At 62.1% G+C, this 13,406-nt stretch carries 11 protein-coding genes; 9 read left to right on the top strand and 2 right to left on the bottom strand.

The window, feature by feature from the left end:
• Positions 1-70: 70 nt before the first annotated feature.
• The gene (locus GA0004734_RS20695; RefSeq protein ID WP_348626103.1) at positions 71-628 is read left to right on the top strand and encodes a recombinase family protein; all 558 of its coding nucleotides are present in this window, start codon (positions 71-73) and stop codon (positions 626-628) included.
• Positions 629-759: 131 nt separating this feature from the next.
• Here the strand turns inward: GA0004734_RS20695 and GA0004734_RS20700 are convergent, their stop codons facing one another.
• Positions 760-1,818: a LacI family DNA-binding transcriptional regulator gene (locus tag GA0004734_RS20700; protein ID WP_092937528.1), complete on the bottom strand. Its 1,059-nt coding sequence runs from the start codon at positions 1,816-1,818 to the stop codon at positions 760-762.
• Between the two features lie 194 nt (positions 1,819-2,012).
• Here GA0004734_RS20700 and GA0004734_RS20705 point away from each other — a divergent pair, with 194 nt between their 5' ends.
• The 6 genes from GA0004734_RS20705 (at position 2,013) to GA0004734_RS20730 (ending at position 9,123) form a co-directional block, all read left to right on the top strand.
• Entirely contained in the window at positions 2,013-3,257 is a 1,245-nt protein-coding gene (locus tag GA0004734_RS20705; RefSeq protein ID WP_092937530.1) for an ABC transporter substrate-binding protein, read from the top strand.
• Positions 3,258-3,514: 257 nt separating this feature from the next.
• Positions 3,515-4,438, top strand: a complete 924-nt coding sequence (locus tag GA0004734_RS20710; protein WP_092937532.1) for a carbohydrate ABC transporter permease — start codon at positions 3,515-3,517, stop codon at positions 4,436-4,438.
• A 29-nt stretch (positions 4,439-4,467) separates the two neighbouring features.
• The gene (locus tag GA0004734_RS20715; protein ID WP_092938243.1) at positions 4,468-5,307 is read left to right on the top strand and encodes a carbohydrate ABC transporter permease; all 840 of its coding nucleotides are present in this window, start codon (positions 4,468-4,470) and stop codon (positions 5,305-5,307) included.
• A gap of 29 nt (positions 5,308-5,336) precedes the next feature.
• Entirely contained in the window at positions 5,337-7,280 is a 1,944-nt protein-coding gene (locus GA0004734_RS20720; RefSeq protein WP_092937534.1) for a glycoside hydrolase family 127 protein, read from the top strand.
• A gap of 9 nt (positions 7,281-7,289) precedes the next feature.
• Entirely contained in the window at positions 7,290-8,393 is a 1,104-nt protein-coding gene (gene ugpC / locus GA0004734_RS20725; protein WP_092937536.1) for an ABC transporter ATP-binding protein, read from the top strand.
• A 256-nt stretch (positions 8,394-8,649) separates the two neighbouring features.
• Entirely contained in the window at positions 8,650-9,123 is a 474-nt protein-coding gene (locus GA0004734_RS20730) for a ribonuclease H family protein (RefSeq protein WP_175386586.1), read from the top strand.
• A 3-nt stretch (positions 9,124-9,126) separates the two neighbouring features.
• Here the strand turns inward: GA0004734_RS20730 and GA0004734_RS20735 are convergent, their stop codons facing one another.
• On the bottom strand, positions 9,127-9,453 hold the full coding sequence (locus tag GA0004734_RS20735; protein ID WP_175386588.1) for a hypothetical protein: 327 nt from the start codon (positions 9,451-9,453) through the stop codon (positions 9,127-9,129).
• 236 nt (positions 9,454-9,689) lie between these two features.
• Here GA0004734_RS20735 and GA0004734_RS20740 point away from each other — a divergent pair, with 236 nt between their 5' ends.
• Together GA0004734_RS20740 and GA0004734_RS20750 are read left to right on the top strand one after the other, a co-directional pair.
• Entirely contained in the window at positions 9,690-10,319 is a 630-nt protein-coding gene (locus tag GA0004734_RS20740; protein ID WP_092937540.1) for a hypothetical protein, read from the top strand.
• Positions 10,320-10,628: 309 nt separating this feature from the next.
• Complete coding sequence (locus GA0004734_RS20750) at positions 10,629-13,313, top strand: LuxR C-terminal-related transcriptional regulator (protein ID WP_092937542.1); 2,685 nt, start codon at positions 10,629-10,631, stop codon at positions 13,311-13,313.
• Positions 13,314-13,406 lie beyond the last annotated feature (93 nt).

A 13,406-nucleotide genomic window follows, 5' to 3' on the forward strand; every position in this document is an offset into this window, starting at 1 on the left:
AAAACTAAATAAGGGGAGTGAAATTTAAGATTCCGCGACCAGCGTTTACGCATGTTTAGGGGAACTGCATGTGATCGGTTATGCGCGCGTTTCAACGGACGATCAAAATCTTGATCTCCAGATCAATGCTCTTCAAAAAGCTGGCTGCAGTAAGATATTCTTCGACAAGGGCGTCTCGGGCAAGGTATTCGAGCGGCCTGGACTTGCTAACGCTATTTCGAGCCTGCACCCTGGCAAGATGTTCGTCGTCTGGCGCCTGGATAGACTGGGGCGATCTCTTCCCAAACTTATCGACTTCATCGACCAGCTGGGAAAGCAGAACATCGCCTTTCTCTCGCTGACCGAAAACATCGATACCAAATCCTCCGGGGGGCGGCTCATCTTTCACATTATGGGCGCGCTGGCGGAGTTCGAGCGAACGCTGATCAGCGAAAGAACGAAGGCGGGAATGGAGGCAGCCCGCATGAAAGGCACGCATCTCGGACGACAGCCATCCATGAGCACGACCGACGTGCAACAGGCCCTGAGAGCGATGAATGCCGGCGAAGACATCGACTCCATCGCCAGGCAATACGACATCTCAACCCGCACCCTGCGGCGCCACATTATGAAAATGAATGCGATTTAGGTGAAGAATCCTTTCAAGCGCGTAATCTGGAGTCATCGTTAAACTCTTATGAACAGGCGTGAACGGATGGCGCGCTCGTGGGTGATGCGCGCCCACCGTGATCCGCAGAGGGCACCAACGCATTCTCGGCCTCAGCGATTTTGCCCTTGAGGGCCTTGCGACGACATCAAACTCTGACAAGCCAGGTCGGTGCCGCAGGATGCTCGCACGACAAGTTCGCACGCGATGTAGTTGATCCCCGACTCCACAGGCTTGCCCTGGGTGAGGTCCAGCATTGCCAAACCCGCCCGTCTGCCCAGTTCCTTCAGGCCCATGTCGATCGTCGTCAGGGCCGGGCGGGTCTGGGCAGCGACGACATGCCAGTTGTCGAAGCCGACGACCGCCATGTCGCCGGGCACGGCAAGTCCGTGGTCCCGCAAAGCGTCGATCACGCCACGGGCGGTCTCGTCGCTTCCGCAGAAGATCGCATCCGGGCGCGGCTCCGGGCGCGTCAGTATCCTGTGAACGGCTTCGTGCCCCCAATCTTCACCCCAGGGTCCAAACATAACCTCGCCTTCGCCCCCCACACAGGCGCGATAGGCTTCGGCACGGCGGCGAACAGCGGCGAAGTCCTCCGGTCCCGTGATGTGCAGGATCCGGCGATGCCCGAGCGACAGGAGGTGCTCGACCGCCAGGCGGGCGCCCTGCTGATCATCGGGAACGAATGACACACTGGTGTCCGGCCCTTCCGCAAAGGCATAGACCACCGGTATGGGCAGGCGGGAGAGATCGACCTGCGGCGCAAGATCGACCCGGGTGGCCGTGAAGATGATCCCGTCCACCTGCTTGTCCAGCAGCGCTTCCAGATGAAGGCGGGCAAGCCTGGGATCGTTGTTGGTGGCGCAGAGAAAGACCGACACGCCATGATCGACGAGCGCTTCCGAAACGCCCGCCGTCATCGGCAAGGTCAACCGTCCATAGGTGTCGTTGGTGATCATGCCGATCGAATGGCTGCGTCGACTGAGCAACCCGCGCGCGAGTGCATTCGGCCGGAAGCCGATCTTTTCAGCGATGCGCTTTACCCGGTCACGGGTCTCGGCATTTGTCCGGCCCTGTCCATTCAGTGCGTTTGAAGCGGTGGAAATGCTGACGCCCGCAGCGAGCGCCACATCGCGGATCGTCGCTCTTCGCCCATGCCAAGTGGTCATCATCAGCACCCTGAAGTTGGCTTGATAAAAGGTTTCATCAAGAAATATCTCAAGTGATAAAAGGTTTTAGCATTTCATTTGGCATTCGCTGTGTTCACGCTGTCGACAATACAAATATTCTCGATTACCGTCTGTGTCACGTCAATGTCCCGGCATGTCCAGGGGAGATTTGGCGACAACGAAAAAGGGAACGCTCCATGCTGAAGATCACACTGGCGCTCGCCGCGCTTTCGCTTGTTGCCAGCACCACGCTGGCGAATGCAACCGATGTCACCCTGTGGGTTCGCACCTCGTCCGGCGCCGTCCTCCAGGGCCTCGCAGATCACTACAACGCCTCCCATTCCGACAAGATCGTCGTGACGCAGATTACGGCCGAGCAGATGGTGCCGAAGCTGGGCGCGGCCATCGCCGGCGGTGCGGCACCCGATGGCGCCGTGCTCGATCTCATCTATCTGCCGACCTTTGCCGCAGCCGATGGCTTGGAAGACATTACCGAGTTCGTCAAGAGCCGCCCTTATGCAAGCGCCATGAGCCCGTCGCATATCCGCCTTGCGACCTACGAGGACAAGATTTACGGCGTACCGGCCCTCCCCGATGCCTCGATCATCGCTTATAACACCGACCTCTTCGAAAAGGCCGGTCTCGATCCGAACAAGGCGCCGGCGTCGCTGGAAGAGATTGCCGCCGACGCCAAGAAGATCGCGGCGCTCGGCAACGAGACCTACGGCTTCTACTTCGTCGCCAATTCCGGCAGCTGGCTGATCTACGACTTCCTGCCGCATCTCTGGGCAGCGGGCGCCGACATCCTCAGCGAGGACGGCCGCACGGCCACCGTCGATACGCCGGCGCTGCGCGAGACGATCGCCGCCTATCGCGACATGTGGAAGGCGGGTGCGATCCATCCCACTTCCCGCTCCGGCAACGGCAACAATGCGGTCGAAGCCTTTGCCTCCGGCAAGGTCGGCGTTCTCATGACCGGCTCCTATATCGTCAACCTGCTGACGAGCAAGTATCCGGACGTCAAGTTCGCCGTCGCGCCGATCCCCGGCCCCAAGGGCGGAGCCTCCAGCTTTGCCGGTGGCGATACGCTGGCCGTCATGAAGGGCATCGATGAGGACAAGAAGAAGGTCCTGCTCGACTTCGTCGATTTCTACATGACACCGGAGCAGCAGGTCTACATCACAAAGGAATCCGGCATGCCCTCGCGCACCGATCTCGCAGGCGATGCCTATGCGAACTTCGACAAGCGCAATCTGGTGTCCTACGACATCCTGTCGAAGGCACGCACGCCCTACACCTTCTCCTCGGACGAACTCTTCGTCAGCCGTACCGGACCCTTCGTCAACCTGATCCAGGGCGCGATCTTCGGGGAAGACGTCGATGGATCCATCAAGACCGCGCAGGATGCGTTCACCAAGGTTCTTGAGCGAACCAACCCTTAAGGGTTCAGCCGTCGGATGTGACCTGCCGCAGAGCCTTTTCCAAGGCCTGAGGTCTTGTCCGCCCCTCACCCTAGCCCTCTCCCCGCATGCGGCGAGAGGGAACGTGCCCCAAGGTTGCTCCGAGTCCCTTCTCCCCGCGAGCGGGGAGAAGGTGCCGGCAGGCGGATGAGGGGCAGTTGCGACCGAAACGCTAAACGTCCCGCACCCCGCACGTCCCATCATCAACCCCGTCCCATCATCAACCAAGGAGCGAAATCTTGGCTTCGACGGCCCAAAGACCGACGCAGACGGTGACGGCGAGCAACGACCCCGAACCGAAGGGCTGGCTTGGCCTTGCCTTCATGGCGCCGAGCCTTGTCTTCATCCTCGGCCTCTTCGTCGTGCCTCTGGTCATGGCGCTCTGGATGAGCCTGCACAACTGGCCGCTGCTCGGACGCCGCAAGTTCATCGGGCTTGGCAACTATGCGGAACTGCTGGGAGACATGCAGCTCTGGCATTCCCTTGGGTTCACGCTGCTCTATACCGTGCTCGTCACCGCCGCCATCATGGCCGTCGCCTTGCCGCTGGCGCTGCTGGTGGACCGGCCGCTCCGGCTTGCCGGCTTTTTCCGCACGGTCTATTTCATGCCCGTCGTCATCGGCTTCGGTGCAGCCTCCACGCTGTGGATGTGGCTGCTCAATCCCGACAATGGCGTCTTTGCCCATCTACTGCGCGGCCTTGGCCTCGTGGACAGCGCGCCGCGGCCGCTCGAAAGCTTCTGGCCGGCGCTCGGCGTCATCATCCTCATGGTGGTCTGGAAGACGGCAGGCTTCACCATGGTCATCCTTCTTACCGGTCTTCAGGCCATTCCCGCCGACGTGACCGAAGCGGCCAAGATCGATGGCGCCGGCATCTTCAGCCGCTTCCGGCGGATCACGCTGCCGCTGATGCGCAATTCGCTTCTTTTGGCGCTGGTGCTCAATGTGACGTCGTCGATGCTCGCGTTCGACCAGTTCTTCATCATCACGCAGGGCGGCCCGTCGAACAGCACCATCTCCGCCGTGTTCTCGATCTACCTCGCCTCCTTCTCCTCCTATCGCCTCGGCTATGGCTCGGCCATGTCCTTCGTGCTCCTCGTCGTCCTCGTCGCGATCTCCTCGATCCAGCTCGCTTTCCTGCGCCAGCGGCCGGAGGAAAGCTGATGAGCCGCACCCTTCCCACATCCGCGCCGATGCCGGCAGGCGAACGGCTCGGCTTTGCAGCCTTCATCCTCGTCTCGGTCGTCTTCGCGCTGTTCTTTCTGCTGCCGATCGTCTGGTCGTTCGCCAACTCCTTCAAGCCTGCGGCCGAAGCCCTGGCCCATCCCGTCGCGCTTTTCTCCAAGGCATTCTCCCTAGAAAACTACCGGCGGCTGGATACGGTCGGTGCCGGCTGGACCGTCTATGCCGGCAACTCGGTCATGATTGCGCTCGGAACCGTGGTTCTGACGGTGCTCGTCGCCGTTCCCGCCGGCTATGGCTTCTCGAAGTTCCGCTTTCCCGGTCAGTCCGCGCTTTTCATCGTGGTGATGGCGACGATGATGATCCCGTTCCAGTCGATCCTCACACCGCTCTTCCTGATCCTGAAAGTGCTGAAGCTTCAGAACAATCTGTTCGGCCTCGTGCTGATCTACGTGACCTTCCAGCTTCCCTTCTCGATCTTTATGATGCGCAATGCCTTCGATGCGGTGCCGCGCGCGTTGATCGAGGCGGCGCGGATCGACGGGGCTTCGCAGTGGACGATTCTCAGGCGGATTATGCTACCGATCGCCCTGCCCGGCGTCGCGACGATCGCCATGTTCGCCTTCCTCAATGCCTGGAACGAGTTCCTCGCCGCGCTGATCTTCCTGTCGGACCAGAACAAGTTCACGCTGCCGATCATGCTGGTCAACGTCTCCTCCGGCATCTACGGCATCATCGACTGGGGTGCGCTGCAGGCCGGCGTCACCGTCACCATGGTCCCCTGCATCATCCTGTTCCTCCTCCTGCAACGCTATTACGTGCGCGGTCTCACCGCCGGCGCCGTGAAATGAGCATCGTGCATTCCCAGAAGGCTTCTCCCATGTCGTCCACGCCCGCCTCCCCGCGCGTCCAGCCGTTGACCGCGCCCCACCGCTTCGTCCCCGTCGATCATGCCTCCGTGGATTTCACCGGCGGGTTCTGGGAAAGCTGGTCGGACACCGTGCGCAACGTGACCATCCCCACCCAGCATATGCGGCTAGAGGAGGAAGGGTTTCTCGAGGTCCTCGACTTCGACAAGCCACCGTCGCCGCTGGTGCGCCGTATCCAGCCGAGCGGGCTGTCGATGCAGCATTTCTTCGACAGCGATTTCGGCAAATGGATCGAGGCCGCAAGCTACACGCTGAAAGCACATCCGAATGCCGAGATCGAGGCGAAGATAGACGCGATCGTCGAGAAGCTCGAACGGGGGCAGATGACCGACGGCTACCTCAACAGCTGGTTCATCCGCCGCGAGCCGGAGAAACGCTGGACGAACCTGCGCGATCTCCACGAGATGTATTCGATGGGGCATCTGCTCGAGGGCGCCGTCGCCTATTTCGAAGCGACGGGAAAACGGCGCTTCCTCGACGTGATGATCCGCGCCGTCGACCACATCATCGACACGTTCGGCCCGGAGCCGGGCAAGCTGCGCGGCTATGATGCCCATGAGGAAATCGAACTGGCGCTGGTCAAGCTCTACCGCGTGACGCGCGATCCGCGGCATCTGGCCCTTGCGACCTACTTCGTCGACGAGCGCGGCCGGATGCCCTCCTATTACGATGAGGAAGCCCGCCGTCGCGGCGAGAACCCGGAGGATTATGTCTACCAGACCTATGCCTACAGCCAGGCACACATGCCAGTGCGCGAGCAGACACAGGTGGTCGGCCATGCGGTGCGCGCCATGTATCTCTTCTCCGCCATGGTCGATCTCGCGCATGAAAATGACGATCCGACCCTGAAGGCAGCCTGCGAGCGGCTGTTCGACAACCTCACCGGCCGCCAGCTCTACGTCACGGGCGGGCTCGGTCCGTCGGCGTCCAACGAAGGTTTCACGCGGGAATACGATCTGCCCAACGCGACGGCCTACGCCGAAACCTGTGCTGCCGTTGCGCTCGGGTTCTGGAGCCACCGCATGGCGCAGCTCGATCTGGATGCAAAATATACCGACAAGCTGGAAACCGTGCTCTTCAACGGCGCGCTCTCCGGTATCTCGCGCGACGGCGAGCATTATTTCTACGAGAACGTGCTGGAGAGCCATGGCCAGAACCGCCGCTGGAAATGGCATTACTGCCCCTGCTGCCCGACCAACATCGCCCGCCTCATCACCTCACTCGGTCAGTACGTCTATTCCGCGACGGATGCGGATCTGGCGGTACATCTCTATGGCGCCAACACGGCGAAGGTCGCGCTTGGGCAGACCATCGTCCGGCTCACGCAGGAAACGCGCTATCCCTGGGACGGCGATATCCGGCTCGCGCTCGGGCTCGATACGCCCTCATCCTTCACGCTGCATCTGCGCATCCCCGGCTGGTGCCGGGCGGCACGGTTGACGGTCAATGGCGAGGCCGTCGATGTGAGGGCATCCGTCACAAAAGGCTATGTCGCGATCCAGCGCGCCTGGGCCGATGGCGACGAGGTACGGCTGTCCCTCGACATGCCGATAGACCGGCTCTACGCCCATCCCGCGGTGGGCGAGGATGCCGGCCGGGTGGCGCTGAAGCGCGGTCCCGTGGTCTATTGCGTCGAGGAAACCGATATCGGCACCGAGCCGCAACGGTTGCGGCTGCCCGCCGATGCCAAGCTCGACGTCGCCTATGATCCGGACCTGCTGGGCGGCGCCACCGTGCTGACGGGCGAGGCACTGGAGGCTGAGGCGAGCGATTGGGACGGGCTCTACCGCACGGTCCCGCCGGCACTCAAACCCCGCGCGTTCAAGGCGATCCCCTACCATCTCTGGGCAAACCGCGACCCGGGCGCCATGCTCGTCTGGCTGAACGAGAAGTAGGAGACAAAAATGGCTCGGCTCGAACTGCGAAACGTCGTCAAATCCTATGGCATCTACGAAGCCGTACGCGGCATCGATCTGGAAATCGAGGACAAGGAGTTCGTCGTCTTCGTCGGCCCGTCCGGCTGCGGCAAATCGACGACGCTCCGGATGATCGCCGGTCTCGAACACATCACCGGCGGCGATATCGTCATCGGCGATCAGGTGGTCAACCGCTTAGGCCCGGGCAAACGCGACATCGCCATGGTGTTCCAGAACTATGCGCTCTACCCGCACATGTCCGTGCGCGAGAACATCGCCTTCTGCCTCGAACAGCAGCGCCTGCCGAAAAGCGAGATCGAGAGCCGCATCCAGACGGCCGCGCGCACGCTTCACATCGAAGAGCTTCTGGACCGCCGACCCGGCCAACTCTCCGGCGGGCAGCGACAGCGTGTCGCCATGGGCCGGGCGATCGTGCGCAATCCCAAGGTGTTTCTGCTCGACGAGCCGCTGTCGAACCTCGACGCCAAGTTGCGCGTGCAGATGCGAACCGAAATCAAGCGCTTACATCAAGTCTTGCCGACCACCACGGTCTATGTCACGCATGATCAGATCGAGGCGATGACCATGGCGGATCGCGTCGTCGTCATGAATGGCGGATTGATCGAGCAATGCGGCCCGCCGCAGCGTCTCTACCATCACCCGGCCACGCGCTTCGTCGCCGGCTTTATCGGCTCGCCCGCCATGAACTTTCTAGAGGCTCAACTTCTCGACGTCGCGGGGCAACGCGTCGTTCGCCTCGAAGACGGCACGGATTTGCCTGTGCCGTTGGAACGCGCCGCCCTTTACGCGTCCAGCATAGGCCGCCCGGTCACCTTCGGCATCCGCCCGGAAGCTGTGAGCGCCGCACAGCAGCGCCCAGGCTACGCGCCGTTGACCGCCCGGATCGACCTCGTGGAACCGCTCGGACCCTCGACCATGATCTATTTCGACGTGGGAACAACCACCCTCTGCGCCAGCATCGACCCGGAAGCCGGCGCCAAGGCGGGAGAGGACATCGTTCTTTCCATCAACATGAACCAGATGCATCTGTTCGATGCGGAAACGGGCGTGTCTCTGACTCCCATTCCGTAAGGCGTGCTCCTTTTCTGCAACGGAGCGCAAAGGCACAGTCTCAATCTCGCGAAAGCCTTCGTGGGCGTTCGCCAGATCAAAGGTTTTACGCCGCGGCCATCTGCATCGTCTCCCCCTTCCCGAACATGCGTTCCAGATCAAGAAAGCAGATCATTCCGTCCGGCTGGGCGATGATACTGTGCTGTTGATGTCCCGAAAGTCGGCATCGGCAAAGGGTTCACACATTAGGAAAATCGAGGATGTGTTGGAGACAGACTTGGTAAACGTTTACGCAGACGGTTCCTTCCGCCAGACGTCTTCGACAGGTGGGTGGGCGTTCGTGGTTTTCCAGAACGGACAGGAGATCCATCGGGCGCACGGGTTTGCGACCGGGATGTCGAACAACAGCTTCGAGCTTATGGCGGTTTTGAAAGCAACGGCGTGGATCGCGACCGAACGTGCCAGCACTTCCGCTACCATCTGGACGGACTCGCGCCAGACGGTGAAAGGGTGTCAGATCTCCAGGGCTATCTGGAGAAACAACGGTTGGCGTCGTATCGAGGCAAATCCCAAGAAGCGAAAGCGTGTCATACAGGACGCCGCGTTATGGAAGGAGCTTGACCATCAGCTCACCGCCAATCCCCACATTCGCATTGCATGGTGTCGCGGACACGATGACATTCCAGGCAATGAACTGGCCGATGCAATGGCGCGGACAGCGGCAATGGAAACGCATGTGACCATCGGCTAGATGTCACATCGTTTTTTCTGCGCCGAAGGTTTTTGCGTCCGGAGCACTCGGCAAAGACCCAGCGCATGCGTGAAGCGCCGCGACGACAGCCCGTAGATATTCTCCACGCCTGCCATCTCCCGCCCGTCCTGCTTCGCTCGACAGCTCGCCCCGTATCCTGTCGATAAAGCCCAGATGATCGAACGCATCCGACCGCACGTTCACCTCGACCTCTTCGACGTAATGCGACACCAGCAGACCCAGATCGAGGTTCCTGTCCGCCTGGCACATCAACGCCATCTGCTGGGCGAGTTTGACCATCTGCACGTATGGCCCGAGCGCAGTGCTCATGACATTCTCCTCTGTGGCTGGCTGTCCCGATCGCTGATGGGTGGCAGAAAGGACGTCGAACTGCCCTGAAGATGGGGATGCGGGATCGCGAAGCTATCTTTGCCCGAGATAAATTTTCCGTCAGAAGCCCCGTATACAGCCAAGGCTGTCCGCAAGATAGACGCCCGTGACAGGGAGCAAGAGGGTAAAACGCTCCCTGCGTTGACTTGGCCGGATCTGAGGCCCATCTCACCGCCATGTCGAAGCGCGAGAAAGATGACGTCGAACTCTTGCGGATCTGGACGTTGCCGTCAGCGGCGACGCTCGGCTCATCGGTGCGCGCGAAAGGCATTCTCCTGGAAATGCGCGCGCGACTGCCGGCATCAACGAAGAAGCTGCTTGTTCTGGAGTCGGGGGAGCTTGTTCTTGCGATGCCCGCCAGGGCGAAGGCCGAATTCAGCGCCGCCGCCAGCATTGTCTCTGCAGCGATGAAAGATATCGAACGCCTCCCGGTGATCCCGCGCGAGATCCAGGACATCCTGACGATCAAGCCAGGCGAGAGACATCGCTGGCTCGCGGACGGGCGGCTTCCGAGTGCCGGAACAAGAACAGTCCGACTGGCAGGCCGCGCCAAGAAGATCACCTTTCATGTTTTCGATCCCCGGATCGTCGAAGACCTCCTCAATAGCGGCAGGGTCGATGCGTGGCGAGAAGATGACCTGGCCGCTGCCGCCGAGAACCGTCGGCGGGCGGCTTACAAAGCCAAGCTCACCCGTTCGTTGAGGAAGGGTCGGAGTGTGGTGGCGTCACCACCAGCGGGTCCGGATGAGGCGGCTGCAAAACTGGACGATTGGGAAGCGTTCGGCCGCGACGGACTTTTGCGTTGACCCACCGTTCTCAGGGTCGGGGAAGATCGACATGTGGATGATCCGATAATGGCGTCGAAACCAGCCGCCTTTCCATCAGGCCCCGCCGCAAGGCTGCCCGTCGATCTCGGCAAAATAGGCCACCAATGCGGCTTTTTCAGCCAAGCCCACGTCTCTTCAAGCTTTAGGCAGCGCTTCGGCTTGAGCCCACGAATGTACGGCTGATGAGAGCACCGGAGGCTGAAGCCGTCCGGGTTTCCAAACAGGCTCCGAGGCCATAAGATCGCTCTATTCGCCCCTGTTGCGAGCCGTCCTTTATGCCTGGGAAAAATGCCGAAAGCCGTGCTGCCCACATCGTCGCTTCGCCGGCAAGCCCGCTTTCGACCGCCGTCGATTGCGGGCAAAGTCGCACGCCCCCGGCTTCTCGATCTCCTGTCGCTGCCCCGGCAACGGCGGCTGACGATCCTTGTCGCACCGGCCGGCTACGGCAAGACATCGCTCGCCGCGCAATGGTATCACGGACTTCTATCGCAGGGCCTCACGGCCGCGTGGGTATCGCTCGGGCCGGATGACAGTGACCAGAGCCGGTATTTGCTGGCGATGATCGAGGCCTTGGGCCAGACCCTCGACCATCCGGCAAAGCCGGTCGATGCCGGCTCCGTGTCCGTCGCCACGCTCCTGTCCGTGCTCGTCACACGTCTGCAACGCGTTCAACCGGAGGCGACGCTGTTTCTGGACGATTATCATGCTTCCCAGACCGATGGCACGGAGGCGCTCGTCGCACGGCTGCTGTCGCATGACGATCTCGGACATATCCGGTTCGTGCTCGTCTCCCGCAGCGCGCCACGATTTCCGACATCCGCCCTTCGCCTTGCCGGGGAGGTCAAGCAGATCGGGCTTGCCGATCTCGGATTTTCCGACGACGAGGTGCAGGCCTTCTTTGGCGGCGATGGCGCCGCGCTGAGCGGCCCGCAGCTGAAAAGCCTGAACGAACGTGCCGAGGGCTGGGCGGTCGCGTTGCAGATGATGCGGATTCTGCTGGAGGAGTCCGGCGCCGACAGTCCGGCCATTCTCTCCGCGTTCAAAGATCGCAGCGGCGACATGGGACAATATCTGTCGGAGCAGGTCTTCTCGGGCCTCTCGGCTCCCCTGCAGAGGCTGCTTGTCGAAACGTCGTCCCTGCCGGCCATCAGCCGCGGGCTTGTGTCCGCGCTTTGCGACCAAACGGTCGTCGGAGCCTTCGCCTCCTTGCGCGAACAGGCTCTGCCCATTGCGGTGCTCGATGACGAGGGACAATGGCTGCGCCTGCATCCCGTTCTCACAGGGTTCCTGAAGGATGAGGCCGTTCGTCTCGGCATCGACAGCGGCGCGATCCTTGCCCGTGCCGCGCGCTGGTTTGCCGGGGAAGGCGATCTCGAGGCGGCGGTCGAGCATGCCTTTGCCGCCGGCGCGCCGGAGCTTGCGGCCGAGATCATCGAGGCGGCCGGAGGCTGGCGGCGGGTGTACACGACGAACCGAGGCGGTGCTGCCCTGTTCCGCAAGCTCTCGGACGAGGCGGCAAAGATCGATCTCTCGGCCTACCCTCTCACCACGCTCGGCCTTGCCGTCGTCAGCGCCAAGACGGCGCAGCTCGATGCGGCGGATTATTACCTTGAGATCGCGTCCCGTGGAGCAGACACCATGGACGAAAGGCTGGCGAGTGCGCTTCGGGTCGTGCGGGTTCTCGTGTCGCTCTACACCGACCGCTGGGTCAGCAGCGCGGATCTTGGAGAACTGGAGCGCGAACTTGGCGGTCACTCCGGCCGAGAGCTCGTGCATCGCGCGCTCTCGCTTAACATGCTCTCCTATAATTTCCTGATCCGCACCGATCTCGATCGCGCTTTGCATTACGGCAATCTCGCCATGCAGGCGTTCCGGGATGGCGGTGCGGATTTCGGAGCGTTGCACCTCTATACCCATATCGGCCAGGCATCGTTCTTCAGCGGCGACATGACCTCGGCGCAGGAAGCCTATGACCGCCTGATTGCCGAGGTCGCGGCCCATATCGGTCGTGGCAGCGATTTCGATGCCGTCGGCCATGTGCTGAAATGCGAGGTCCTGTCGATGCGGGGGGACATCGTGGAGGCCGGACGGGCACTTGCCTGGGCGCTACCGCATGTCGAACGGCATGACACGTGGCTCGATCCGTTGGCCGCCGGCCTGCTGGCGCAGCAGCGCGTTCTCATCCTTTCGGGCGACACAATCGGTGCGCACGCGGCCATGGACCGGGCGCGGTCAACGGCAAGACGGCGTGGCTTCGACCGGCTGGTCCGGATGATCGATGGAGAGCGTGTCGCGCTGCTGATCGCGTCGGGCGATCTCGCGGAAGCCGCGCGTTATGCCGAGGCAAGCGGGTTCGGCGAGAAGGCGGCGCGGGCGGACCAGCCGAACGACCTGTCGCTGCGGCTGCGGGGAACGGTGCCGGCCCTTCTGTGGGTGCGGATGCATCTAGCGCAAGGGCGCCTCGACGTGGCGCGCGATCTGCTCTTGCGGCTGGAAACGAGCCAGGCCCGCAAGCCGCATGTTCTGCGCCAGATCGAACTGCGTCTTCTCGGTATCCGGCTGGCGATGGCCGCCGGCGACAGCACGACCGCCGCCAGCCGACTTTCGGATCTCGTGCTCGGCCTGCCCGTCATGGACTATCGCGCCATGCTCCTGTCGGAAGGGCCTGCCTTTGTTACTGACATCCTTGCGCTCGCCCGCGCGGCACCGGTGCCGGGCGTCGTCCTGCAGCGTCTGTTGCAGGCGGCGGGATCGCCGTCTCCGGTCGTCACGAAGACCGGCGGCCTGACGGAACGCGAACAGGCCGTGATGCAGCTTCTGAGCGCCGGCCTGGGGAACAAGGATATTGGCCGGCGACTGTCCCTCAGCGACAACACGGTCAAGTTCCATCTTCGGAATATCTTTGCAAAGTTTGGCGTGACGACCCGCACGGGCGCGGTGGCGGCAGCACGCACAGCCGGCCTGCTTCCCTGATGTCCTGACCTTTGACCACCCGTTCGGGCGGGTATTGCTGCCCGCATCCCACCCGTCTGGCTGGCTATGCCGCGTTCCCATCCCCTCCTAGGC

Source organism: Rhizobium sp. 9140, from assembly GCF_900067135.1.
Classification (GTDB): Bacteria; Pseudomonadota; Alphaproteobacteria; order Rhizobiales; family Rhizobiaceae; genus Ferranicluibacter.

Bases quoted from the DNA above. Each gene is read 5' to 3' on its own strand.
- GA0004734_RS20700 (WP_092937528.1), bottom strand. From the start codon at position 1,818: ATGATGACCACTTGGCATGGGCGAAGAGCGACGATCCGCGATGTGGCG.
- GA0004734_RS20705 (WP_092937530.1), top strand. From the start codon at position 2,013: ATGCTGAAGATCACACTGGCGCTCGCCGCGCTTTCGCTTGTTGCCAGC.
- GA0004734_RS20715 (WP_092938243.1), top strand. From the start codon at position 4,468: ATGCCGGCAGGCGAACGGCTCGGCTTTGCAGCCTTCATCCTCGTCTCG.
- GA0004734_RS20720 (WP_092937534.1), top strand. From the start codon at position 5,337: ATGTCGTCCACGCCCGCCTCCCCGCGCGTCCAGCCGTTGACCGCGCCC.
- ugpC (WP_092937536.1), top strand. From the start codon at position 7,290: ATGGCTCGGCTCGAACTGCGAAACGTCGTCAAATCCTATGGCATCTAC.
- GA0004734_RS20735 (WP_175386588.1), bottom strand. From the start codon at position 9,453: ATGAGCACTGCGCTCGGGCCATACGTGCAGATGGTCAAACTCGCCCAG.
- GA0004734_RS20740 (WP_092937540.1), top strand. From the start codon at position 9,690: ATGTCGAAGCGCGAGAAAGATGACGTCGAACTCTTGCGGATCTGGACG.
- GA0004734_RS20750 (WP_092937542.1), top strand. From the start codon at position 10,629: ATGCCGAAAGCCGTGCTGCCCACATCGTCGCTTCGCCGGCAAGCCCGC.